A 23117-nucleotide genomic window follows, 5' to 3' on the forward strand; every position below is an offset into this window, starting at 1 on the left:
GGTTTCGAGAAAGAGCTGAACACTGAACCGCCCCGGGTTCGGTAGAGATCTCAGGTTGTGGTTGTGGCCTGGGGTTTCGTGAGTTCCGTGTAGTAGTTGGCTTCGTACTCGGCGGGCGGGATATGGCCTATCTCACCGTGGAGTCGGCGGTGGTTGTACCAGTCGACCCATTCGGCGGTGGCCAGCTCGACCTGGGAAAGCGTCTTCCAGGGCCGCTGGGGTTTGATCAACTCGGTTATATACAGGCCGATCGCCGATTCCATCAGGGCATTGTCGTAGGCGTCGCCGACCGAACCGATGGACGCGGCGATGCCGGCGGCGTCCAGATGCTCGGCGAGCCTGAACGACGCCCTGCGACCCGGCATCCGAATGATGGATCAACTCGCCTGGTCGGATGGGTTGTTGCTCGCGGTCGCGTTGCCAGATCGCCATCTCCAGGGCGTCCAAGACGAAGACGGTCTCCTTGACGGTGGCCGCCGACCAGCCAACGATCCGGCGGGAGAAGGTGTCCACGACGAACGCGACGTAGACGGTCGCCGACCAGGTCTTCACGTGGGTGAAGTCCGCCACCCAGCAGCGGTTGGGGGCGGCGGCGACGAAGTCGCGGTCGAGACGGTCGGGAGCTCGCTCGACCTGGCCGCCGGGAAGCGTGGTGATCACACGCTTGCCGCGGACGGCCCCCTGGATGCCCATCTCACGCATGAGGCGTTCGACGGTGCACCGGGCCACGACGCGTCCCTGCCGGTTCAGCTCACGCCAGACCTTTCTCGCCCCGTAGACACGGTAGTTGGCGGTGTGGACCTGGCTGATCAGTTCCTTGAGCTGAGCGTCCCGCACCGATCGTGCGGACGGGGCTGCCAGTCGATTCTTGTGGGCGTAGTAGGTGGAAGGGGCGATCTTGCAGTCGTACTCGGTGAGCGTCCTGCAGATCGGCTCGACACCGCCGAAGCGGTCCCGGTGCTCGTCGATGAACGCTACGAGCGCGTGTGTGGCCGGTCGAGCTCGGCCGCGAAGAAACTTGCCGCGGCCTTCAGGATCTCATTCACCCGCTTCAGCTCGGCGTTCTCCTTCTTCAACGCCTTGATCTGGGCGGATTCCTCCGTCGTCGTCCCCGGACGTTGCCCCGCGTCGATCTCATGCTGCTTCACCCAGTTCCGCAGCGTCTCACGGGAACCGATGCCGAGCTTGTCCGTGACCGCCTGCAGGGCCGCTGTCTCGTTCGGGTAGTCGTCGCGCACTTCGGCGACCATGCGCACCCGCACGGAGCAATGCTCAGGACTTGTGGATCGGCCTTCGGGACGGGACGCGAAGGGCGTACCTTCCCGAATGATCTACAAGTCACCGAGTAGGCCCGCGTTCGCAGCGCGGGTCGGGAAGGCACGCCCGTGCTCAGCGTAGTGAATGCCGACGGTTCCACCGAGTCCGGCTCCCTGATCGACGAGATCGTCCGTGAGGGCGCCCGGCGGATGCTCGCCGCCGCGCTGGAGGCCGAAGTCAACCAGTACATAGCCGAGTTGGCCGACCAGACGGACGAGGCCGGGCGCCGCCTGGTGGTCCGCAACGGCCACCACCGGCCCCGCACCGTGACCACCGCCGCAGGTCCCGTCGAGGTCACGGCCCCGCGCGTGAACGACACGAGGGTGGACGCGGCCACCGGCGAGCGGATGCGATTCTCCTCGAAGATCCTGCCGCCGTGGTGCCGTAAGTCGCCCAAGGTCAGTGAGGTGCTGCCGCTGCTGTATCTGCACGGCCTGTCCTCGGGGGACTTCGTGCCCGCGCTGGAGCAGTTCCTCGGCTCGGCGGCCGGGCTGTCGCCGGCGACCGTGACCCGGCTGACGAAGCAGTGGCAGGACGACCACGCCGCCTTTCAGCAGCGCGACCTCGCCGAGTCCGACTACGTGTACGTGTGGGCCGACGGGGTGCACCCCAAGGTCCGCCTCGGGCAGGCGCACTCCTGCGTCCTGGTGCTGATGGGCGTGCGCCTGGACGGCACCAAGGAACTGATCGCGCTGACAGAGGGGCTGCGTGAGTCGGCCGAGTCCTGGGCCGACCTGCTGCGCGACTGCCGCAGGCGTGGCATGCGCGATCCCGAGCTGGTCGTCGGCGACGGCGCAATGGGGCTGTGGAAGGCCCTGGCGGAGGTGTTCCCGGCTGCCCGCCACCAGCGGTGCTGGGTCCACAAGGCCCGGAATGTCACGAACGCCCTGCCGAAGTCCGCACAGCCGGGCGCGACGAAGGCGATGCAGGAGATCTACAACGCCGAGGACCGCGCGCACGCCGAGAAGGCGATCGAGGCGTTCGCGAAGACCTACGGCGCCAAGTGGCCCAAAGCCGTCGCGAAGATCACCCAGGACCGCGACGAGCTGCTGGCGTTCTACGACTTCCCGGCCGAGCACTGGATCCACCTGCGGACCACGAACCCGATCGAGTCGACCTTCTCCACCGTCAAGCTCCGCACCAAGGTCACCCGCGGGGCCGGCAGCCCGGCCGCAGCCCTCGCGATGGTGTTCAAGCTCGTCGAGTCCGCCCAGACACGCTGGCGCGCGATCACCGGCGCCCACCTCGTCGCCCTGGTCCGCACCGGCGCCCGGTTCGAGAACGGCGTCCTGGTCGAGCGACAGGAGCAGGCCGCGTGAACACGACGAAGGACTACGGAGACTGCCAGATCTATCTGCGAGGCGGCAATCGCGAGTCTGTGACCGCGCTCGTCGCGGCAACTCTCGGAGCCCTCGCCGACGATCACTACACGATCCGTTCAGGTCGGATGATCTTCGAGATCCGGCCCAACCCGGACGACGGGCTGGCCGAAGACTTCATCGGATGGCCGTTCACGATCGAGGCGGAAGCCGACGACCCCGGCTCCCTCCTCGTCGAAGCAGTGTCACGCGTACTCAAAGCAGTCTGGAACCACGGCTTCGACGCCGTTGCCGCCTGCGACTTCGAGGACGAGCTCCCGGACCTCGGCGGGCTCCCGCGCTATCCCTGAACCCCGCCGAATCCACAGGTCTTGACTATTCCTCCACCGCACGACGGCGGAGCTCAAGCGGGTAACGGGAGGGTCGTGCCATGACTCAATCCTTACATGGAATCGAGCCTCCACCTGACCCGGGGCGGTTCAACGACACCGTCATCACCACCCGGGGCGCCGATGTCCGGGTCGACGCCCTGGTGGCTGGCCTGCCGCGGCAGGCGTGGAAGCGCCTGTCCGCCGGCCCGGGCGCCCACGGACAGCGCCTCTACGACTGGGCCCGGGTTCCGATCCGGATCTGGTGGGAGAACGGCTTCGGCCACTGGGTTCTGGCCCGCCGCAGCCTCTTCGATCCCACCGAGATTGCCTACTACGTCTGCTACGGCCCGGTCGGCACCCGGCTGAAGGACCTGGCCCGGGTGGCCGGAGCCCGGTGGCAGGTGGAGGAATCCTTCCAGGCCGCGAAGAACGAGTGCGGCCTGGACCACTACCAGGTCCGCCGCTACGACGCCTGGTACCGACACATCACCCTGTCGATGGCCGCACTCGCCGCACTGACCGCCATCCGTGCCCAGGAGCTGTCAAAGGGGGCAGCGATCTTGGACAAACCCGCCTGATACCCCTGTCCGTCGCGGAGATCCGCCGTCTGATCGGACTGCTCCTCCGCCCACAACACCTCACCCCGACCCACCATCTGCACTGGTCATGGTGGAGACGGCTCAGCCAGACCCGCGCCCGGTTGAGTCACTACAAACGCCGAGGCCAAACCCCATAACTGTGATTGCAGTACTAGGTGGGCAAGCGGATTGGGTCGCTCGGGCTGAAATATGAACATACGGGCCTCCGGCAGGTCTAGAAACATGCGGCTTCTTGAATATTTGCGGTTATCTAACGCGGGGTGTTGTGACTCGTCGGGTGGTCCACACACTCAGTTGACGGTCGGTGGCAGTCCGTTCCGGTCAAGGCCGGCAAGAGGTCAATCCTTCAACGTGTTGCAGTCGTGGGGGTGGCGGGAAGGAGGTGCATGGTCGGTGATGATCCTTCGCGATTGTCTATGATCGAAACCCTGCGCCAACTGACCAATTGGACGAGCGGGGCGGCCCGTGGGGGATGATATGCCGATAGCCCAAGTGCTCACCAATGATGGTTCCTTGCCGTGCCAGAGCGATGAGGTCAGCTCCAGACGGCTGAGCGGTGCGACGCAGGTCAACGGAGCGACTGAGCGGATCCTTTCTGAGGCGCGGCTCGACGTCTGGTGTGCGGTCCGCTTCGAGCGCCTGGGAGCGGAGGGATTCAGCCTCTATTCGTATCTCTCGTCGCGCTGCTTGCGTCGGGGTGTGCGGATCCGTTTTCTTGCTTCCAAGGCCGCACTCGACGATGCGCATGTGGCGGCGTTCATGCGGCGCGTCAGTGCAGACGGAGCCACGGTACGACTTGCCGACGAGCTGGACAGCCATGTCCTGGTGGCGGACAAGCGGACGGCTTTGATTGCTGATGAGCCGGGGGACCCCGAGAGGGCGGCCATCGAGACGGAGGAGCCGGGGCTTGTATGCAACATGGCTGCTCTCTATCGCCTCGCGTGGCGGCAAGCTGTGGATTTTGACGTGTTCATAGGGGATCGCCTCGACCTCTCGCCGGAGGATCAGCAGCTGCTTTTGCTGATCACGGGTCCTGGGAAGGACACAACCAGGGCCCGGGAATTGGGTGTTTCGCTGCGCACTTTTCATCGCCGCGTCGCCGATCTCTATGAGCGGCTGGGTGTGACGAGCCGCGTGGAGGCCGCTCTCGTGGCACGAGATCTGGTCGTTTAATCGTCCGATGGTGTGACCTGTTTGGCCTGCTCTCCGGCGTGCAGGCCAAACAGATCGCGCTGACTCCCGTTCAGTATGCGGCCTTCGCAAGGCGCTTCGTCTCGCGATCCGACATCCGGCTGCCGGATTCACGTCGGGTCATCCGCTGCAGCAGGGCGGGCGCCGCGATGAATCCGACGATCGTCCATGTGACGAGTACGCCAATGATCGTTAGGTGCTGCCAGTCGCCGGCGAGTTCCTGAGCCTTGGCGTGGTCGGGCAGGAGCGCTGAACGTACGCCCTGTGCGATCCACCGCAGGGGGAACACCGAGGCGAGATGCTGTACCCACGTCGGCTGGTTCTTCAGCGGGGAGAACGCTCCGGAGACGAACATCAGCATCATGATGGGCATCATGTACAGGCCGAGCGCTTCCCTGGCGGGCGGCAGAAGCGCGCCTATGGCCGCACCGACCGGCACGACCGCTGCGATGCCGAGAGTGACGACCCAGATGAGGGTCAGCCACTGAGCGGGGGCGCTGGGCAGGCTGGCTCCCAGGATCAGGTTTCCGCCGGCGAGCAACAATGCGACCGCCATGGCGATGTTGGCCAGGACGAATACGGTTTTGGCCGTGAGGTAGGCGGCCATCGCGCCGGGAATGCCTCGCAGCCGCAGCAGGGTTCCGTCTTCGCGGTCGCCGAAGAGGAACTGCGGGACCGTCATGAGCCCGAACATGACGTTCGTGGCACCGACGCCGCCGGCGAGCATCAGATCGGTGGTTTCTGGTGTCCTTCCGTCGGAGCGCCAGGATGCAACGCCGAGGAATATGACGGGTGTTGCCAGGTAGGAGTAGAGGTCCTTGCGGTTGCGCAGTACCTGACGCAGTTCGAGGGCTCCTCGGGCGAGGCCGAGTCGGATGGGGCTCACGACGCCTCCTTGGCGTTGTTGGAGGCGACCTCGGTGGCGACCATGTCGAGGTAGGTGTCTTCCAGAGTGGGGCGGCGTATTTCCAGATCGGGGACCGGGCCGTCGTGCTGCTGGTGCAGCTCCCAGGCAGTCTGGGAAGGGTCTGCTGTCATCACGCGTTGTGGAGTGCCGGCGGGATCGGTCCAGCGGACTTCGGACCGGGCCCGGGCGGCGGCGGCGAGTTCGCGCAGACTGCCGCAGGCGGCGAGGCGGCCGCGCTGGAGAATGCCGATCCGGTCGGCGAGCTGCTGGGCTTCTGCCATGTCGTGGGTAGTCAGGACGATGGTCATGCCGCGTTCGTCCCGCAGTGTGCGCAGCAGGGTGTGGAAGTCGCGGCGGGCTTCGGGATCGAAGCCGGTGGTCGGTTCGTCAAGGAACAGCAGCTCCGGGCGGCCAATGACGCCAAGTGCCACATCGAGCCTGCGTCGCTGGCCGCCTGACAGCTTCGCCATCTGCTGGTCGGCCTGCTCGGTGAGGCCGACGGTGTCGAGCAGTTCCGCCGCATCGAAGGGGTTGGGGTAGTACCGGGCGAGGTGGTGCAGCAGTTCGGCAACGCGCCATCGGCCGTGGTCGCGGCTGCTTTGCAGCACGATGCCGATGCGGGCCCGCCATGCGGCGTCGCCGGTCTCGGGGTCCTGACCGAGGACGCTCACCTGCCCGGCCGACCGCCGACGGTAACCCTCGAGGATCTCGATGGTGGTGCTCTTGCCTGCACCGTTGGGGCCCAGGAGTCCGAAGAGTTCACCGCGGCGGATGTGGAGGTCGACACCGTCGAGAACGTCGCGCTGTCCGTAGCGCATGCGCAGGCCGGTGGTCTGAATGACGGTGTCTTGCAGGTCTCCGTGGGTCGGTGATGCTGCCGGCGCTTCGCGCTGCCGGCTCTTTTGGGATACCGGGTGTGGCACGTTTCTGTCCCCCTGATGTGGCCTGCCGGGTCTGGTTGCGGGCGTGTTGGTCGTGGGATGGGCAGGGTGTCGCACGCTGACAGGGCCAGGGGACACCGTCTGCCTGCCCCCTACGCTAGTACTTGCCTAGCGAGAAAGTAAATGCCAGGATTCCAGTAGTACCCCGCTCGCGGCTGGAGAAGACCATGGATGACATCCCGCGCCCGACCGCCGCCCAGGCCCGTGCCGCGCTGGGAGCTGCTGAAGCAGCCAGAGCGGCCGCCGCGCGGCCGGCACGCTCACTGCCCGCCTGGTATCCCGCCACGAGTGGCCTTCTGTTCACGGTCGGCCTCGGGCTTCTCGGTCTTCAGTGGGCCCTGCCCCACGTCTCGTGGAAGTTGGCGTCGGCGCTGGAACTGGCAGCTGCTTTGCTGGTGGGCACACACTGCCTGCTCGCGCAGCGCTTCGAGAGGCGCCCTGGCATCATTCAGGTCTCCCCGCGCTCGGTGAGTCCTCAAGTGCTGATCGGCGCCTACGCAGCTGTCCTGGTAGCTGCCGCGATAGCGGCCCTGCTCTGGCATCTGGGCGCGTTCGTGATCGCAGCCGGTCTCGGCGGCGGTCTGGTGAACTGGCTCGTTCTGCGACGTGAGCGCAGAACGGGGGCCTCTTCATGAGCAGCGACGCCTCGCCCCCTGCCCTGGACCCGCTGATCCAGCATCCGACCCGGCTGGCCATCATGGCCTTCCTCTCCGGCTGCGCCGAGGCAGAGTTCAGCGCGGTCCGCGATGGCTGCCAGGTCTCCGATTCGGCTCTCAGCAAGGTCATTTCTGCCCTGGAGTCGGCCTCCTACGTCACTGTCCGGAAGGGTTATGTGGGCAAACGTCCGCGCACCTGGCTCAGCCTGAGCGATGAGGGCCGTACCGCTCTCGCCGGACATCTCGCTGCCCTGCAGCGCATCGCCGCCGATGCCGCTGCACTCGGTTCGACGTTGGGCACCTCCAGTTAACCAAGCTGCTTGCGGGTCCTGATGTCGGAGTACGGGGTGTTTTCAGGTGTACGCCGACGACGAGCGCCGCGAGCGCGCGCTGAAGGCGATCGACCTGATCGGCCTGGACGGCTTCGAGTCCACCTACCCCAAGGAGCTGTCCGGCGGCATGCGCCAGCGCGTGGGCTTCGCCCGCGGCATCGGCGTGGAACCGGACGCGCTGCTGATGGACGAGCCCTTCTCCGCCCTGGACGTGCTCACCGCCGAGAACCTGCGCAACGAACTGGTCGGCCTGTGGGAGGGGCACGAGGCCCCGGTGAAGTCGATCCTGATCGTCACCCACAACATCGAGGAAGCGGTACTGCTGGCCGACCGCATCCTGGTGCTGTCCTCCAACCCCGGGCGGATCCAGGCCGAGCTCAGATCTCCCCCGGCCTCGCGATCGCAACAGCCCTCGTTTCGAGTCCATCGTCGACACCGTCTACGACATCCTCACCGGCCGTGAGGAAGCCGCAGCGGCAGCCGTGGAGGCTGCTCCCGCAGCAGCCGCCGCGCGTCCCATGCCGGCGCCGACCAACACGCCGCTGCCGGACGTCAGCGTCGGCGGACTCGCCGGTCTGCTCGAAATCCTCGTCGCCCGCGGCGGACAGGACGGCCTGGCAGAGATCGCCGACGAGCTGAGCTTCGAGATCGACGACCTGCTGCCCCTGGTCGACGCCGCCGTGCTCCTCCAGCTGGCCCGCATCGACGGTGCCGACATCGCCATCACCGACGCCGGGCGGGAGTTCGCCGCCGCCGACATCCTCACGAGCAAGCAGCTCTTCGCCCGCCACGCGGCCAAGCACGCCCCGCTGGTCCGCGCGATCGTCCAGGCCCTGGCCGCGACCGACGGCAACACGCTGCGCGAGGGCTTCTTCCTCGACCTGCTCCGCCGCGGCTTCTCCGCCGAAGAGGCCCGCAGCCAGCTTCAGACCGCCATCGACTGGGGCCGCTACGCCGAGCTGTACGACTACGACCGCGACGACGCCAGGCTCACTCTCGAACCCGGCGCTCAGAAGTACCTGTAGCCGCGGGTGGGTCAGTTCCGCTCGCGCTCGGCAGCGTCGGCCAGTAGGTGGGCGATGCCTGCGGGCAGGTCGAGGTTGTGTTCCAGCCAGGCGGCGTCGTGCCCGTGGGTGGCGAAGATCCACGCGGAGTAGAGATGGTTCAGGCTGGGTGCGTCGGGTGTGAGCAGGAGTGGGCGGATGGCGTCCATGGGGAAGCCGTCCAGGGCGCCGCTGGTGAACCACGACTCGTCGACCGTCTCGGTCAGCTGCCGTTTGGCCTCTCGCTGGGCCCGGTGGTGGCTGTGCACGACGGCCGCGACCACGACGAAGGCTGCGGTGGCGGCTCCGACGAGGGCGCCGGCGACGATCGGGCGGTCGGCGCGCGGGGCGGTGGCCAGCGCGGTCATCTCCAACGCGGTCAGCAGCAGGACACCCAGTACGGCGGTGCCCTCGCCGGTGTACGGGTGGGGCAGGGGCCTCATCGCCGTCTCCCTCCTACTTCCGTCTTCCATCGTGGTCTGTGCGCGGTCCGGGTGTCGTTGGGCCGACTGTCCTCTTACGGGATTCGTACGGGGCCTCGCGGTGTGTGGTCAGGCCAGCACGCGGGGCCGGTCGTGTTCGGTTTCCTCGTCCTCCAGGTGCCAGTGCAGGTCGCGCACCCCTGGTTCCAGGGAGAGGCGGGCGATGACCTGTTCCAGGGCGGGGGCGACCTGGCCGGGAATGGTGACGGTGGCGCGCAGGCTGGTGGCCTGGTCGTCGTCCTCGCGGCGGGCCCGCAGCCCGGTCGGGGCCAGCGCGCCGGCGGTGAGGGCCTGCAGCAGCTGGGCCCTCACGTGGGTCTCGGCCTGGCGCTCGCACACCACGTGCACGGTTGCCCGCGCGGTGGCGTCGGGGTCGGTTCCGCCGGCCGGGGCGCGGTCCAGCAGTCGTCCGGCGGGCCGCAGGACCAGGTGCACGGCGAGGACCGTGAGGGTGCCGAGTGCGGCCAGTGCGAGGCGGCCGGAGGCGGCCAGGACACCGGCGGCGGCCGAGCACCACAGGGTGGCGGCGGTGTTCAGGCCCCGTACCCCGGCGCCGTCGCGGAGAATCACGCCGCCGCCCAGGAATCCGATGCCCGACACGACGTAGGAGGCGACCCGGGTGGGGCTGCCGGGGTCGCCGACGGCGACGCTGTAGAGCACGAACAGGGTGGCGCCGGTGGCGACCAGGGCGTTGGTGCGCAAGCCCGCCATCCGGGCCCGCCACTGGCGCTCGACGCCGATGAGCGCCCCGCAGGCTACCCCGGTGGCGAGCCGGATCAGGAAGTCGGTCGTGGTCAGGGCGTGCATGGCGCACCTCCTTGCAAGGGCCTGTCGGCATGCGACGGCGCGTGGCGGGTGGTCAGGTGAGGGGCTGGAGGAATTCCAGCCGGTTGCCGACAGGGTCGAGGGTGAAGAAGCGGCGGTGACCGAGGAGTTGGTCGTCCCAGACGACGGGTACGCGGTGGGTGCCGAGCTGGTCGGCGAGGGCGTCGATGTCGTGGACGCGCAGGCCGGGGTGGGTTCGGGTGCCGGGCAGGAACGGGGTCTCGGTGCCGAGGTGGAGTTGGGCGCCGCCGTGTTCGCCGGTGAACCAGCAGGCGCTTCGTACCGCCAGCACCGGAGGTCCGGTGACCTCCTGAATACCGAGCAGGTCGGCGTAGAAGGTGCGCAGCAGCGGCTCGCATCCTTCCGGGGCGGTCAGCCGTACGTGATCAAGGGTCGCCAGCATGGCCAGGACTCCTCCAAAGCAGCATTGAACAAGGGGGCGGGCTCTTACGCGCCGCCATGCCAGCGGGCTTCGAGCCGACGGTGGCCGTCAGGACCGGTGACGGTGTGCCAGTGGGCGTGCGGCCGTCCCGGACCGAAGCCGGCCGCCCGCAGCGGCGTCGAGGTGCGGGCGGGGGCCGCGTGCAGCACGGTGTGGTCGAGCGGGCTGTCGGCCAGGCGCCGGACGACGCGGGTGAAGAAGGACAGCAGGGCACCGACGGGCCGGACGGACGTGGTGTGCCGGACGCCGTGGTGGGTGAGTGCGGACATGAAAGTCACCTCCAGGGACGGGCGCGTACGCGCTTCTGCACGTCAACAGGGCTGGTGAGAAAGAGCAGGCTGGGACTGCCGGGCGGCCTCGGTGATCCGGTGGACGGCTGCGGGTGGCAGCCCCGTGAAGCGGGCGAGCCAGTCGGGGTCGCGGCCCTGCTGGGTGAGCAAATGGGTCAAATGGACCCACGGGTCGAACACCGCCCCCGCGGCCAGTGCCTCGGGAGTCGGGTCCTCGATCAGGTAGGGGCGTTCGGTCCCGGCGGCCAGGGACAGATACAGCACGGTGAGTGTGGAGGGGTTCATGGAAAGCCTCCCATGTGCGGGAAGGGCGCATGAGCGCACGGCTACGGTGGCGGGCCTCGATCTCTCCGTTGCGCACGGCCCCGGCGCGGTCCGTCCAGGTGCCCGGTTACGGCAGGGGTTCGAGGAATTCCAGGCGGTTGCCGACCGGGTCCTGGGTGTAGAACCGGCGGTGCGTCGGCAGGCTGACGTTCCACACAACAGGCGCGCCGTGGGCTTGGAGGCGGGCGGCGAGCTGGTCGAGACCGGTCACCCGTACCGCCGGATAAGCCCTGCGCGGCGGGCGGAACCCGTCCTCGATGCCGATGTGGATCTCCAGGCGACCGCCGTCGACGGCTGCGAACCAGCAACCGCCGAGCCGAGCCGGCCCCGCAGGCTGTGGAATCTCGGTCATCCCCAGCGCGGTGAGATAGAAACCGCGTAGGGCGTCCTCGGAGCCGGCCGGGGCGGCCAGCTGCACGTAGTCGAGCGCGGCGAGCATCACCAACACACCTCTGCTTCGGCTGCTTCGAAAAGGGGCTGGAGCCATTGGCCCATGGTCCGGGGCACGGCGTGCTCCGCCCCGGACACCGGATGACGGTCAGTGACCGAGTGCGACCTGGACGATCTTGATGACGACCAGGATCATGGCGACGAGGAGGTAGGTGCGCAGGGCGCCCATGCCGGTCTTGCGGCCGGTGGACATCGTCGGCCGGGTCAGCGTCTCCAGTGCGGGCATGCGCCAGGTGTCCCTGCCGGTCCGGTCGATCGGGTCCTCCTTGGTGCCCGTACGGCGGCGCGTGAAGGCGTAGCCCGCGGCCAGTACCCCGACGATGCCGCAGGCGGCCATGATGTCGAGGATCGCGGTCGCGGAGATGTCCGGGAAGAGCACCGAGGCGGTCAGGATGATCGACAGGGCGACCAGGATGCCGACCACCGCGGCGGTGAACGCGTTGGTCCTGGGGCCGTTGACCCACGGGCCGAGGACCTGCTTGTCGTTGCACAGCAGGAGCAGGAACACGCTGGCGGAGGGCAGCAGGACACCCGCGAGGGTCTGGACGCCCTCAGTGAGCAGGCCCAGCGGGGAGCCGGGGATGAGCACGATCGCTGCGGCAGTGGCGACCAGGCCGGCGTAGACGGCGTAGAAGCCCTTGGCTCCCTTCACGCCGCGGTGGAGGGAGTGCTTGATGCCGAAGACGTCGCCGATGGCGTAAGCGGTGGACAGGGACACGGCGAAGGCACCGATGATCGAGGCGTCCAGCAGCGCGATCGCGAACAGCACCCCAGCAAGCTTGCCCGCCTTGGCTTCGAGGCCGTGCGCGATGTCGGCGGTGTCGGTGAACTGGCCGAAGCCGTGGGTGCCGGCGAATGCCGCGGCGGTGAAGCCCATCATGGCCGCGGCCCCGATGACGACCACGGCGATGCCGATCCACAGGTCGGCCTTTTCGTACTTCATGAAGCGCGGGGTGATGCGCTTGTCGATCACGTAGGACTGCTGGAAGAACAGCTGCCAGGGGGCGACCGTGGTGCCGACGATGCCGATGATCAGCAGCATGACGGTGGACAGCTGGCCGGTGCCGCCGGGCATGTTCGGGACGACGAAGTCGCGGGCCATCTGGGAGGCATGCGGGTGGACCATGAAGTAGATCGGCACCAGCAGCAGCGAGGCCGCGCACAGGATGATGGCGATCCGCTCGAAGCGGCGGAAGGAGCCGGTGAACGCCGAGGCGATGATGATGGCGGCGGCGAGTACGACGGAGGCGGCCTTGGGCAGGCCCAGGTAGCCGGTGGCCAGGGTGATGCCGATGAACTCGGTCACCAGGGTCAGCGCGTTGAGCAGGAACAGGTCGATGACGGAGAACGCGCCCCAGAACTTGCCGAACCGCTCCAGGATGAGGCGGGCGTGGCCGACGCCGGTGACGGCGCCCAGGCGCAGCACCATCTCCTGGTTGACGTACAGCACCGGGACCAGGAGCAGCAGGGTCCACAGCAGGTGGGTGCCGTAGTTCTGGCCGGCCTGGCCGTAGGTGGCGAAGGCGCCGGCGTCGTTGTCGCCGACCATGACGATCAGGCCGGGCCCGACGATGGCCAGGAGGGTCTTCAGCTTGGCCGACAGGCCGATGCGGGGTGCGGTGTCGTCGAGCCGGATGGTGCCGAGGGCGCCCTGGATGTCGCCGATGTGGGCGTCGTCCAGGACGGCCGCGCGAGATGCCGCGGCGCTGGTGTCGATGGTCGTGTTGGTCATGGCGTACCTCCCAAATCCCCCCAGCGGGGGAGGTATTGGGGGCACGCGGCCGTCATCCCCCCTGCGCGAGCGCGCAGGACAGCAGCCCGTCACGGCGCATGGCCGTGCGGGAGCGCAGGACGCGGACGGGAATCCGCGCAGGGAAGGTGGTTACCGCGTGCCGGAAGAATGCGAGGACAAGCGGGGATGGGGCCGACTATGGCCCGGACTACTGCAACTGCAGTCCATGTCTCTCGCCTCCTTCCGGCCGGGGACGCGTACGGCGCGCGTCGTCATCGACTCGGCAAGGAGCGGACCGGCCCACACGACGGTGGCCGGTACACCCCAACTCGTCAGAGCTTTGGCACTCCACGGCGTAATCCCCTTGGCGGGGAAGCCACTTGGCCTCACCCCTTAGGCCGGGGAGAGGTGTCCTGACCCTGGGCGTCTCTCGACGTCGTGGGGTCAGTGGCCTGTGTCCGTGAAGACGCCTCACCGAACGAGGTGCCTTTCTTCAAACCTCTAAGAGTCTAGACCCGCGATTGCGCGACCTCGCAACTTCTTGATGGGCTCTTGACGCCGCCGTGGTGTGATGTCGGCCATGGTCCGCAGCGCCGTCCTGGAGCCCTTGGCGGCCGGCGGGTTCCGGGCGGCCTTTGCTCAGCCGAGCTGGATCGCCTTGACCAGCAGCAACAGCGCGGCGATGACCAGGTAGCCGCGCAACAGGCTCATCCCGAGTTTCAGACCGGGCGACCAGACGACCGGTTCCAGCAGGGCGAGAGGCGGCATGCGCCAGCTCTCGCGTTCGGCGCGGGGGACTTCCGGCGCCCGGGGCGCAGCCGGTGGCCGGCGGGCGCGGACGATGCGCAGCCACGCTCCGGCGGCGAGAAGTCCGGCGACCAGGACCCCGGCGAGCCACACGGCGACCTGGGTGGTGTTCAGCGACGGGAACAGGGTGGTCGCGACGAGGACCCCGGACAGCATCAGGAGCACCGAGATGATGACCGCGGCCAGGATGTTGAGCCAGCGCGGATTGACCCAGGGGCCGAGAACCGCCCGGTCGTTGCACAGCAGGAGCAGGAAGACGCTGGCGGACGGCAGCAGCAGCCCGGCCAGGGCCTGCACGGCGGTGGTGATCAGGCCCAGAGGCGCGCGAGGGATGAGCACGATGGCGGCGGCGACCAGGACCATGCCGGCGTAGGTGGAGTAGAACGCCTTGGCCTCGCCGAAGCTGCGGTGCAGGGAGTGGCGCAGGTTGAACACGTCACCGAAGGCGTAGCTGGTAGCCAGGGTGACGGCCGCGGCGCCGATGATGGAGGCATCCAGCAGCACGACAGCGAACAGGGCTCCCAGGACGCGGCTGTGCGCGCCCAGCGCGTTCGCGATCCCCAACGCGTCGATGAAGTGCCCGGCCGCGCCGGTGCCGCGGACGGCGTAGTCGGCCACGATGACGATCGCGACGGCTCCGCCGACCACGACAAGAGAGCCGAGCACGGTGTCGGCGCGTTCATGCCCGATGAACCGTGGCGTGATGCGCTTGTCGATGATGTTGGACTGCTGGAAGAACAGCTGCCACGGAGCGACGGTCGTGCCGACGATAGCGATGATCAGCAGGACCGCCTCGGAAGTGATGCCGCCCTGGACGCCGGGGACGACCAGGTGGTAGGCGGCCGAGCCATAGCGCGGGTGCGACAGCAGCGCCAACGGCACGAGCAGGAGGCTGACCCCGACGAAGGCGAGCATCGCGCGCTCCCAGCGGCGGAAGCTGCCGGTCGCGGTGATCGCGACCAGGGCGAGGGCTGCGACGGGTACGGCGATGTACTTGCTGACACCGAAATAGCTCAGGGCGAGCGAGACGCCGATGAACTCGGTGACGATCGTCAGAAAGTTCAGCACGAACAGGTCACCGACGCTGAACCAGCCCCAGAACCTGCCGAACCGCTCGTTGATCAGCCGGGCGTGCCCGACACCGGTCACCGCGCCGAGCCGCACCACCATCTCCTGGTTGACGATGAGGACCGGGATCAGCAGCAGGAGCACCCACAGCAGGCTGTAGCCGTAGTTCTGGCCCGCCTGCGCGTAGGTAGAGATCCCCCCGGCGTCGTTGTCACCGACCATCACGATCAGACCGGGACCGACGATGGCCAGGAAGGTCAGCAGCCGCCGCTTCAGGCTGCGGCCGGCGTCGGCCTCCTCCAGCCGGATGCGTCCCAGGGCGCCCTCGATGTCGCCCAGGTGGGCTTCGTCCAGCACTGCGGTCGGGCGGGCACGCGGACGTGACGCGGGTACCGGGGTGGGCGGCTGCTTGGCAGTACCGGCTGGAGTGGGCTCGGGCCGGCGAGTAGGGACAGCGGTGGGCTCGTGGGTGGCGCCGCCATGCTCGCCCGGCGTGCCTGGGTGCGGCGGTGCGGCGTGCGGGGGTGCGGGGGCTTCCGGCGTCCCGGAGCCGACGGGTCGGTTGGCCGGCGCCGGAGGGCGCCCACCGGGTGCGGGTGGGCCGTGCACGGGTGACTGTCCGCGGTCGACTGAAGAGGCGTGGTCCGGCGGAGACCCGTGGTCCGACGGCGAGCCGGGCCTAGGCGTCTGCGGCGAGCTCGGTTCGGGCCGGGGCTCGCTCATGACGGGGGCCCCGCATCCTGCACCCCAGCCGTGGGGGTGCCGCTGGACCCCGCGGTGCGGTGCGCGTCAGGCGGCGGGGCCACCTCACGGCGCCGCCAGTCCTCCGGCAGCGTCGCCTCCAACACGTCGTCGACGGTAATGACGCCGAGCAGGACCCCGTCCTCGTCCACCACCGGCAGGGCGACCAGGTTGTAGTCGGTCATCAGCAGCACCACGTCCACCAGATCGGTATCCGGCCCGACCCGCACCGGGTCCGCCTCACTCACCTCCGCCAGCCGCGCCCCGGGATCCGTCTGCAGGAGGGCGACCAGGGAAGCGAAGGCGAGCAACCGCCCGTCCTCGTCCACGGCGTACACGCTGGTCAACGCCTCCGGCTGCAACCGGCGTGCTCTCCTGACCGCCGCGACGGCCTCCCCCACCGGCGCGTCCGGGGGCAGCGCAAGGAAGTCCACGCCCATCAGACCGCCTGCGCTGTCGGGGTTGAACCCCATCAAGGTCAGCACCTTCGCGCGCTGACCTGCCGGCATCAGATCCAGCACCGGACGACGGCGGTCCTGCGGGAGATCGCCGATGGCGTCGGCCGCGTCGTCCGCACGCATCCGGGCCAGCACGCCGGCGATCTCCTCGTCCGTCCGGGCACCCAGCAGCCGGGACGCCCGGTCCTCCTCCAGTTCCTCGAAGACATCCGCCTCCAGCTCAGGGTCCTGCCCCACGTCGCCGAGGATCTCGCGCTCCTCGTCCCGAGAGGCGTCTTCCAGCAGGTCGGCGATCTCCGCCGGCCGCAGCCGCCGGATGCGGGCCGTGGGGCGACGGGCCAGCACACTGCGGCTGTGCCCGATCAGCGGCTCGAACGCCTTCCAGTCCCGGCACGCGTGTCCCGAGGGCCGCTCCCGGAAGATCCCCAGCAGCCGATGAGGCCGACGGGTGTCCACACACGACACCAGCCACTGCCCGTTACGGTAGCCAAGCTCCACGTCCGAGGCCCGCACCAGGCGCGCCTCGGCGACGTCGATCAGCCGGTGCCCCAGCACATCCGCGCGCAGCAGCACCTCGCCCCCACGCCGCTCGAACCGACGCAGATCCAGCCGGGCACTCTCCAGCCTGACTAGTTCTCGGCCGTCGAGAGCCGCCACCTGCTCGATCGGCACGAACAGCTCACGACGGCCCACACCGATCACAAGCCCCGTCACCAGCGGATAGTCCACGCCACGCAGCCGGACGATCACATCGGCCAGACGGCCGAGCACCCGACCGCCCCGGTCCGCCACAGGGCGCCTGACCAGTGACGACAGACGCACGACGGGCGTCTGCTCCTCGTGCGCCGGCGGCCGCGACGAAGACGGACTGACGGTCATCTCTCTGCCCTGCCAACCTCGGAATCACCCCGCGCGTGAGCTGCTGTCTGCCCGACGCAACGGAGCCGTACACCCATAATCCATCCCAAACAGAACTAATCGGCATCATGGGACACGGGCCCCGAACGGCTGATCCAGCACACCGGCAAGAGCCGGACGGTCCCAGGACAACGCCTGGGCATCGCGTCAGGATGGTGAGCAGCAGGCGAGGAGCCGAGGAGACGCCCGATGAAGACGTCACACCGGCGAAAGGCCGGCGAGACCTTGGCGCTGCTGAGCGCCATCAGCCTGGGCCTGGTGGAACGGCTCGTACTCCACAGCGCCCCCGCCACTGAACGACCGATGATCAGCCGCGTGCCGCTCGCCGCCGCCCTCCCCGCCTTCGTCCTGACGGCCACCTCCGTACGAGAAGGGGGCGGGACGTCCGCCCCGGACACGACAAGAGGTACGGCAGGCGCGGTGTCGGACCGGTAAGACCACGACTCACCCATGACTCACCGGACGCTCTGCTGGTGGCCGCAGCCGTGGAGACGCTCTCTCACCTCACCCATGGCCCACCGACAGGTTCCTAGGGTGACGACAGGGCGGGAGTCAGGTCAGGCCCACCCGACCGACACCCGTCGCCCGCCTGGCTACCGGCATCCCCGGCGGGCGGGCGGCGGTCGTGATCAGGCAGAGATGCGCCGATCGGGGAGGCTCACCCGGATCTCCAGGCCGCCGCCCTTCCTGCACCGCGCATCGACCGAGCCGCGGTGGGCCTCCGCCACGGCCTTGACCACGGACAGGCCCAGTCCGCTGCCTCGTGGCCCGCCCGAGCGGGGTGTGCCCCGGCGGAACGGCTTGAACAGGTCCGCCGTCGTGGCGTCGTCGAGTACCGGACCGGTGTTGGAGACGATGAGCTGACTGCGGCCGTCGGCACGATCGTGGCGGCTTGCGATGAACAGCTCTCCGTGCGGCACGTTGTGGCGGACGGCGTTGGTGACGACATTGCTCACCAGTTGGGAGAGCAGCGGGACGTCGCCCTCCACGGGTGCGGGACTCAGTTCCGTGCGGACTTGGCGCTTGCCTCCTGCGGCATTGCCGGAGCGGCCGGGTTCTCGGCATGGTCCCAGATGCACGGAGCCGCTGCCATCGACCGGGCGCCGGTGCGCACCTCCGGGCTCGTTGACCGCGTGACCTCCCACCCCAAGGGCGGCTCAGCGGTCCACGTTTCCTACACCGTGGACGACCGCCAGTTCGCGTCGGAAAGCCTGGACCTGCACGAGGTGCCGAAGGTGCGGGTAGGCGCACGTCTATGCCTGGAGGCCGCGGCGACCTCACCGGCTGCGGTGCGGCTGTGCGGACAGACCTACCCCGGCGGCCAAATGCTGGACACGGACGTCCTCGTCGGCGTTGCGGGAACGGCAGGATTGGCAATCGCGGTGGGCCGCTTTGGCGTAGCACAACGGGAACACAAGACAGCCGCGCTCGCCGCTCGGCTGGATGCTGGTGCAGCCGAGACGCCAATCGTAGGCGTTCAGCGAGAGACGGGAGGGCTCGAAGGGATCGATGGTGATCTCGCCCGCCGCGACAGCGGCGGCGATGGCGGGTCCGGTCAGGATCACGAGGCCACCGCCCGGACGGTGGCGGCGTCCCGCCAGTAGCGGACTCCTGCGGCCCCACGGCGGCCTGGTACTTGCCGCAGTAGAGGTCGATGTCGCCGGTGGAGACGAAGAACATGGTTCGAGGGCTTGCGGTCGGTCGGGCCTGCGGTGTGCTGGTGGGCATGGACGGGCGGTAGTCGCCCCCGAGTGATCCACCGGACGAGGTATCGGAGCTAATCCGGCCGGTCATGTCCCCGGCAGGATTGGCAGCACAGCCTCCACGGCGTCCTGGGAGGGAGGGCCGGCCGGCCACCACTGGCCGGACTGCTTGCGGAACGGGTACCAGTGACCGTCCGGTCCGTACCGCAGCTCGATGTCGTGACCGACCAATTGGAGGCGGCCGCCGGTGCGGCGCAGCAGGGGAGGGTCGGGCAGGCCGGGAAGCGGTCGGGTGAGGAGTTGTTCGCGTGCCGCGGTCTCCGCGGCACGCGGTGGCACCTGGCCTCCGTCGAGGACGGCCAGTGCGGGTTGGCCCCCGTGCTTCCACGCCGCGCTTTCCCGCGCGAGCCGTGCACGCGCCTGGTCTGAACTGTTCAGCAGGCGGCCGACGACGCGAGGATCGCCGTCCGCTCGTGCCGCGCGCCGGACGGTGTCCAGCCAGGGGTCGGTGTCGAGCCAGAGCCGGGCGGCGGGGGCTCCTCCGGTGGCGACCGCGTGGCTGTAGGCGTCGGTGGCACGGTGGGCGGCGTCGTCGACCAGCGTGCGCAGCCGGTCGGGGGCCACAAGGCTGTCCTCGTGGCCCGGATCCGGGAACGGCCCGACAGTGACGGGCCCGGTCTCCGGGGCGGGAAGCTCCGGCAGGGGAGGCAGTCCGCCTTCCTGCCTGGCCCGCGCGAACGCCTCGCCAGCCGGGACTGCGCGAGCCGCGCCCGCCCTGGTCAGTTCCGCTTCTTCAGCGGCCTGTTCGGCAGCGGCGGCCTCGCGTTCGGCGCACCGGAGCGCTGCTTCCTCCCGCACGAAGTCCAAGTGGTGGCCGCGGAGCAGCAGGAGGGCGTCGGGGCGGGCGTCGATGGCCCGCGCGTACTGGTAGGAGACCGCTGCCGCGTGTTTGCAGGGGAAGCCCCAGTCAGGGCAGGTGCACTCGTAGTCGGTGAGGCCGGGCCTGGGTACCAGGGCGATGTGTTCGGAGACGGCGATGCGCGCGGTTGCCTCGCCGAGCTCCCCGCGGGACAGTTCGGCGGCGGCCTCGACGTCGTCCGTCCATGCCTCGAGCAGCCGGTCCACCTCCGCCTCGAGCAGTTCGGGAACGCGGAGTGTGACCCTGTACGGGCGGCGGCCACTACCGGTGACCCGGGCGGACAGTTCGCCCGCGCGTACGGTGATGTCTCCGACCGCCCCGCGCCGGGCATAGGTGCGGGCACGGTCGAGCCTGGCCGCGTGCCCGGAGTCACGTCTGCTGGGACTTTCCAGGGCGGCGATCCACAGGATGCCCCACGGCCCGTCCGTCAGCTTCCGCTGTCCCGGTACCGGCGGGGGCTTCGGGAGGACCAGATCAACGGTGCGCTTCCCTGTGCCGTTGCGGCTCATCGGCTGCTCCGGTCGGCGGTGGTGTGCAGGGCGACCAGGTCGGCGAGTTCGTCGTCGGTCAGGTCGCTGATCGCGGCCTCTCCCCGGTTTCCGCCGAGGACCGAGTCCGCCAGGTCTCGCTTGGACGAGATGAGCTGTGCGATGCGCTCCTCGACGGTGCCTTCGGTGATCAGCCGGTGGATCTGGACCGGCTGGGTCTGGCCGATACGGTAGGCGCGGTCGGTGGCCTGGTCCTCGACGGCGGGGTTCCACCAGCGGTCGTAGTGGACGACATGGGACGCCCGGGTGAGGTTGAGGCCGGTGCCGGCTGCTTTCAGAGAGAGCAGGAACACCGGGACCTCGCCCCTCTGGAAGGCGTCGACCATCTCCTCGCGGCGGTGCACCGGTGTCCCGCCGTGCAGCAGGAGCGTCCGCACACCGCGCCGGGCCAGATGCGCCTCCAGCATCCGCGCCATCCGCGTGTACTGGGTGAAGACCAGCACGGACGCGTTCTCGGCCAGGAGGACGTCGATCAGTTCGTCGAGGAGTTCGAGTTTGCCGCTGCGTCCGGTGAGGCGGGCCGCCGTGTCCTCCTTCAGGTAGTGGCCGGGATGGTTGCAGATCTGTTTGAGGGCAGTGAGGAGTTTAAGGACCAGGGCGTGCCGGGTGACGCCCTGTGCGTTGCGGATCTCGTCCATCGACTCCCGTACCTGTGCCTCGTACAGCACTGTCTGTTCCCGGGTCAGCCGGACTGGGTGGTCGGTCTCGGTCTTGGGCGGGAGCTCGGGGGCGATGCCCGGGTCGGACTTGCGGCGGCGCAGCGCGAAGGGGCGGATGAGGCGGCCGAGCCGTCCGGCGGCCGCCGCGTCAGCCTCCGCCTCGCTGCCGCGGGCGGCGCGTTCGGCGGGCCGGCCGTAGCGGTCCCGGAAGGCGGTGAGCGGGCCGAGCAGACCGGGCGTGGCCCAATCCAGGAGCGACCAGAGTTCGGTGAGGTTGTTCTCCACCGGTGTGCCGGAGAGCGCCACCCGGGCCTGGGCAGGGAGGGCGCGCATGGCCTTGGCAGTGACCGAGGCGGGATTCTTGGCGTGCTGCGCCTCGTCGGCTACGACGAGTCCCCACGGTCCGGCCTCGCAGAGGTCGGACAGGTCACGGCGGAGTGTGCCGTAGGTGGTGAGGACGATCTCCCCGGGCCGGAAGTCACCGAGGTCACGTGCGGATCCGTGATGGCGGCGCCAGGGCGTACCGGGCGCGAACCTGTCGATCTCCCGCCCCCAGTTGCCGAGCAGCGAGGCGGGACACACCACCAGGGTGGGGCCGCAGGCCGTCCTCGGATCCTCCTGCCGGCGCAGGTGGAGGGCGATGGCGGTGATCGTCTTACCGAGCCCCATGTCGTCCGCGAGGCAGGCGCCCAGGCCGAGACGGGTGAGCCGGTCCAGCCAGGCCAGGCCACGCAGCTGGTACCCGCGCAGGGTGGCCTCCAGCCCGGCGGGAGGCAGCAGCTCGGCATCCACGGCGTGCTCCGGTGCGGTCAGCCGGTCGTGGAGGGAGGCAAGCCATCCGTTCGGCCGCACCGGGGTGACGGATCCGTCGTCGCCCGCCACCTCGCCCGTGAGGACGGCCGTCAGTGCCTCCAGGGCGCCCAGTTCGCGTGAGCGAATCCGGGCCTTGCGTACCAGCGCCTCGTCGACGACGACCCACTGGTCGCGCAGCCGCACCAGCGGGCGCCCGGCCTGTGCCAGCCGGTCGAGCTCCGCAGGGGTGAGAGTGCGGTCGCCCACCGCCAGCTCCCAGCGGAAGGAGAGCAGCGCGTCGGGTGTGAAGAAGCCCGATCCCTCCGGTTCTTCGTCCGGTGAACCGCTCCCGGGCTCGACGACTGCCTGTACGACGAGGTCCCGGACCAGGTCCTTCGGCAGGTGCACCGCCACACCCATCCCTGCCAGGGCACCGATGCCATCGTCCAGCAGGGCGAGAAAGGCGTCGTCGTCCACGTCCAGTGCGTCCGGCCCGGCCGGTTCCAGCAGTCCGGCGAGTACGGGCCAGACCTCGGCGGCCGCACGCAGCGTCGCGTCGATCCGCGCACGGTCACGAGGACCGAATCCGTCCACGGTCCCACATCGCACCTCGGCCAGGTCGGCGAGCAGCAACGGATCCGCCAGCGAGCGCACCTGGGGCACACACCGCACCGCCGCTCCGAGGCGGTCCGCAGTGCCCGCGCCCGTGCCGTCGTCGGCGCTGTCGAAGTACCCCTCCGTGTCCGGCAGTTCAAGCCTGAGGGAGAGCTGGACACCGGCGTCCCGACCGTCGGCGACCTTGGCGGCCCAGCCCCACAGCCCCGGCAGATGCCTTGGGTCCCGGCCGGCGAAAGCGGCCTGCCCTGCAGCGGCGGCAGCGGCGGGCGTGCGCGGCAGCAAGTCGGCCACCGCGTCCAGGAACAGACGCAGCCGGTCGTACGGATGCGGCAGAAGCAGCGGAGTACATCCACGCCCCGCCTGCTGCAACGGAGTCGCGTACGCGGCGGGGTCAAGAGATCCGGCCAATGCCCGTACCCAGTCGGCGTCCTCCTGCGAGAACGGCCCCAGCCTCCAGGCGTCGTACCCGCCGGCACTCAGCCCGGGCAGCAACAGCCCTCGGCCGGTCATGTGCAGCGCGTAGAGGGCCGCGTGGCGCCATGCGGCACCTGTCGCGGTAAGCCGCTCCGGCGGCTCGTCGAGCAGCAACGGCAGAACGTCGGCGAGCGGGCACACCACCGCGGGAACGGTCCGTCGCCGTCCTCCGCGACCGTGCGGCAGGACCA

The 23117-nt window shown here is 69.3% G+C and carries 22 protein-coding genes, 3 pseudogenes and 1 riboswitch; of the genes and pseudogenes, 9 read left to right on the forward strand and 16 right to left on the reverse strand.

Going from position 1 to position 23117, the window contains the following annotated elements:
* Window positions 1-50 precede the first annotated feature (50 nt).
* Window positions 51-1250, reverse strand: a pseudogene (locus ASC56_RS35700) (IS3 family transposase).
* A gap of 135 nt (window positions 1251-1385) precedes the next feature.
* Between ASC56_RS35700 and ASC56_RS35710 the strand changes: the two are divergent.
* The 4 genes and pseudogenes from ASC56_RS35710 to ASC56_RS35725 all read left to right on the forward strand — a co-directional run bounded on the left by ASC56_RS35710 (window position 1386) and on the right by ASC56_RS35725 (window position 4779).
* Window positions 1386-2636, forward strand: coding sequence for an IS256 family transposase (locus ASC56_RS35710; RefSeq protein ID WP_079102947.1), 1251 nt, complete (start codon window positions 1386-1388; stop codon window positions 2634-2636).
* Window positions 2633-2986: a hypothetical protein gene (locus ASC56_RS35715; RefSeq protein ID WP_055495766.1), complete on the forward strand. Its 354-nt coding sequence runs from the start codon at window positions 2633-2635 to the stop codon at window positions 2984-2986. The genes ASC56_RS35710 and ASC56_RS35715 overlap by 4 nt, the downstream gene beginning before the upstream one ends.
* A 167-nt stretch (window positions 2987-3153) precedes the next feature.
* Window positions 3154-3585 (forward strand): annotated as a pseudogene (locus ASC56_RS40975) (transposase); the annotation flags it as partial.
* Window positions 3586-4098: 513 nt separating this feature from the next.
* Window positions 4099-4779, forward strand: coding sequence for a hypothetical protein (locus ASC56_RS35725; protein ID WP_159039816.1), 681 nt, complete (start codon window positions 4099-4101; stop codon window positions 4777-4779).
* Between the two features lie 70 nt (window positions 4780-4849).
* Here the strand turns inward: ASC56_RS35725 and ASC56_RS35730 are convergent, their stop codons facing one another.
* A complete protein-coding gene (locus tag ASC56_RS35730; protein ID WP_055495768.1) occupies window positions 4850-5683 on the reverse strand; it encodes an ABC transporter permease in 834 nt (277 codons plus the stop codon).
* Window positions 5680-6522 (reverse strand): ABC transporter ATP-binding protein, encoded by an 843-nt coding sequence (locus tag ASC56_RS35735; protein WP_055495769.1) that lies wholly within the window; start codon window positions 6520-6522, stop codon window positions 5680-5682. Before ASC56_RS35735 ends, ASC56_RS35730 begins: the two co-directional genes overlap by 4 nt.
* Window positions 6523-6812: 290 nt before the next feature.
* On the opposite strand from ASC56_RS35735, the gene ASC56_RS35740 reads away from it, so the two are divergent.
* Genes ASC56_RS35740 through ASC56_RS41425 form a run of 4 tightly spaced genes read left to right on the forward strand, consistent with a single transcriptional unit; the run spans window position 6813 to window position 8658 of the window.
* Window positions 6813-7280, forward strand: a complete 468-nt coding sequence (locus tag ASC56_RS35740; protein WP_055495770.1) for a hypothetical protein — start codon at window positions 6813-6815, stop codon at window positions 7278-7280.
* Window positions 7277-7612 (forward strand): transcriptional regulator, encoded by a 336-nt coding sequence (locus ASC56_RS35745; protein WP_055495771.1) that lies wholly within the window; start codon window positions 7277-7279, stop codon window positions 7610-7612. The genes ASC56_RS35740 and ASC56_RS35745 overlap by 4 nt, the downstream gene beginning before the upstream one ends.
* Before the next feature lie 46 nt (window positions 7613-7658).
* Window positions 7659-8096, forward strand: coding sequence for an ATP-binding cassette domain-containing protein (locus ASC56_RS41420; RefSeq protein WP_055495772.1), 438 nt, complete (start codon window positions 7659-7661; stop codon window positions 8094-8096).
* A gap of 55 nt (window positions 8097-8151) precedes the next feature.
* Window positions 8152-8658 carry an AAA-associated domain-containing protein gene (locus ASC56_RS41425; protein ID WP_055495773.1) on the forward strand — a complete coding sequence of 169 codons (507 nt, stop codon included), beginning with the start codon at window positions 8152-8154 and terminating at the stop codon, window positions 8656-8658.
* 11 nt (window positions 8659-8669) lie between these two features.
* Here the strand turns inward: ASC56_RS41425 and ASC56_RS35760 are convergent, their stop codons facing one another.
* The 9 genes from ASC56_RS35760 to ASC56_RS35800 all read right to left on the reverse strand — a co-directional run bounded on the left by ASC56_RS35760 (window position 8670) and on the right by ASC56_RS35800 (window position 17117).
* Complete coding sequence (locus ASC56_RS35760; RefSeq protein ID WP_055495774.1) at window positions 8670-9119, reverse strand: hypothetical protein; 450 nt, start codon at window positions 9117-9119, stop codon at window positions 8670-8672.
* 108 nt (window positions 9120-9227) lie between these two features.
* A complete protein-coding gene (locus tag ASC56_RS35765; RefSeq protein ID WP_055495775.1) occupies window positions 9228-9965 on the reverse strand; it encodes an MgtC/SapB family protein in 738 nt (245 codons plus the stop codon).
* A 52-nt stretch (window positions 9966-10017) separates the two neighbouring features.
* A complete protein-coding gene (locus ASC56_RS35770; protein WP_055495776.1) occupies window positions 10018-10386 on the reverse strand; it encodes a glyoxalase in 369 nt (122 codons plus the stop codon).
* Between the two features lie 44 nt (window positions 10387-10430).
* A complete protein-coding gene (locus ASC56_RS35775) occupies window positions 10431-10694 on the reverse strand; it encodes a hypothetical protein (RefSeq protein ID WP_055495777.1) in 264 nt (87 codons plus the stop codon).
* A 42-nt stretch (window positions 10695-10736) separates the two neighbouring features.
* Window positions 10737-11000, reverse strand: a complete 264-nt coding sequence (locus ASC56_RS35780; RefSeq protein WP_055495778.1) for a hypothetical protein — start codon at window positions 10998-11000, stop codon at window positions 10737-10739.
* 106 nt (window positions 11001-11106) lie between these two features.
* Window positions 11107-11478: a VOC family protein gene (locus ASC56_RS35785; protein WP_055495779.1), complete on the reverse strand. Its 372-nt coding sequence runs from the start codon at window positions 11476-11478 to the stop codon at window positions 11107-11109.
* Between the two features lie 99 nt (window positions 11479-11577).
* Complete coding sequence (locus ASC56_RS35790) at window positions 11578-13221, reverse strand: Nramp family divalent metal transporter (RefSeq protein WP_055495780.1); 1644 nt, start codon at window positions 13219-13221, stop codon at window positions 11578-11580.
* Between the two features lie 316 nt (window positions 13222-13537).
* Window positions 13538-13711: riboswitch (M-box (ykoK) riboswitch) on the reverse strand.
* Window positions 13712-13860: 149 nt separating this feature from the next.
* Complete coding sequence (locus ASC56_RS35795) at window positions 13861-15453, reverse strand: NRAMP family divalent metal transporter (protein ID WP_055495781.1); 1593 nt, start codon at window positions 15451-15453, stop codon at window positions 13861-13863.
* Between the two features lie 362 nt (window positions 15454-15815).
* Window positions 15816-17117, reverse strand: a complete 1302-nt coding sequence (locus ASC56_RS35800) for a magnesium transporter MgtE N-terminal domain-containing protein (RefSeq protein ID WP_234377237.1) — start codon at window positions 17115-17117, stop codon at window positions 15816-15818.
* 285 nt (window positions 17118-17402) lie between these two features.
* Here ASC56_RS35800 and ASC56_RS35805 point away from each other — a divergent pair, with 285 nt between their 5' ends.
* Entirely contained in the window at window positions 17403-17648 is a 246-nt protein-coding gene (locus ASC56_RS35805) for a hypothetical protein (RefSeq protein ID WP_055495782.1), read from the forward strand.
* A gap of 194 nt (window positions 17649-17842) precedes the next feature.
* On the opposite strand, the gene ASC56_RS35810 is transcribed toward ASC56_RS35805, so the two are convergent.
* From ASC56_RS35810 to ASC56_RS35825, 4 genes and pseudogenes are all read right to left on the reverse strand, one after another.
* Entirely contained in the window at window positions 17843-18202 is a 360-nt protein-coding gene (locus ASC56_RS35810; RefSeq protein ID WP_055495783.1) for an ATP-binding protein, read from the reverse strand.
* Between the two features lie 459 nt (window positions 18203-18661).
* Window positions 18662-18778, reverse strand: a pseudogene (locus ASC56_RS42625) (deoxycytidine triphosphate deaminase); the annotation flags it as partial.
* A gap of 225 nt (window positions 18779-19003) precedes the next feature.
* Complete coding sequence (locus tag ASC56_RS35820; protein WP_055495785.1) at window positions 19004-20344, reverse strand: SWIM zinc finger family protein; 1341 nt, start codon at window positions 20342-20344, stop codon at window positions 19004-19006.
* On the reverse strand, window positions 20341-23112 hold the full coding sequence (locus ASC56_RS35825; protein WP_079102951.1) for a DEAD/DEAH box helicase: 2772 nt from the start codon (window positions 23110-23112) through the stop codon (window positions 20341-20343). Before ASC56_RS35825 ends, ASC56_RS35820 begins: the two co-directional genes overlap by 4 nt.
* Between the last annotated feature and the right edge of the window lie 5 nt (window positions 23113-23117).

The organism is Streptomyces sp. TP-A0356 (assembly GCF_001417775.1).
GTDB lineage: Bacteria > Actinomycetota > Actinomycetes > Streptomycetales > Streptomycetaceae > Streptomyces.

Bases quoted from the DNA above. Each gene is read 5' to 3' on its own strand.
- ASC56_RS35775 (WP_055495777.1), bottom strand. From the start codon at position 10,694: ATGTCCGCACTCACCCACCACGGCGTCCGGCACACCACGTCCGTCCGG.
- ASC56_RS41425 (WP_055495773.1), top strand. From the start codon at position 8,152: ATGCCGGCGCCGACCAACACGCCGCTGCCGGACGTCAGCGTCGGCGGA.
- ASC56_RS35765 (WP_055495775.1), bottom strand. From the start codon at position 9,965: ATGCACGCCCTGACCACGACCGACTTCCTGATCCGGCTCGCCACCGGG.
- ASC56_RS35820 (WP_055495785.1), bottom strand. From the start codon at position 20,344: ATGAGCCGCAACGGCACAGGGAAGCGCACCGTTGATCTGGTCCTCCCG.
- ASC56_RS35745 (WP_055495771.1), top strand. From the start codon at position 7,277: ATGAGCAGCGACGCCTCGCCCCCTGCCCTGGACCCGCTGATCCAGCAT.
- ASC56_RS35790 (WP_055495780.1), bottom strand. From the start codon at position 13,221: ATGACCAACACGACCATCGACACCAGCGCCGCGGCATCTCGCGCGGCC.
- ASC56_RS35785 (WP_055495779.1), bottom strand. From the start codon at position 11,478: ATGCTCGCCGCGCTCGACTACGTGCAGCTGGCCGCCCCGGCCGGCTCC.
- ASC56_RS35740 (WP_055495770.1), top strand. From the start codon at position 6,813: ATGGATGACATCCCGCGCCCGACCGCCGCCCAGGCCCGTGCCGCGCTG.
- ASC56_RS35735 (WP_055495769.1), bottom strand. From the start codon at position 6,522: ATGCGCTACGGACAGCGCGACGTTCTCGACGGTGTCGACCTCCACATC.
- ASC56_RS35805 (WP_055495782.1), top strand. From the start codon at position 17,403: ATGAAGACGTCACACCGGCGAAAGGCCGGCGAGACCTTGGCGCTGCTG.
- ASC56_RS35760 (WP_055495774.1), bottom strand. From the start codon at position 9,119: ATGAGGCCCCTGCCCCACCCGTACACCGGCGAGGGCACCGCCGTACTG.
- ASC56_RS35780 (WP_055495778.1), bottom strand. From the start codon at position 11,000: ATGAACCCCTCCACACTCACCGTGCTGTATCTGTCCCTGGCCGCCGGG.
- ASC56_RS35770 (WP_055495776.1), bottom strand. From the start codon at position 10,386: ATGCTGGCGACCCTTGATCACGTACGGCTGACCGCCCCGGAAGGATGC.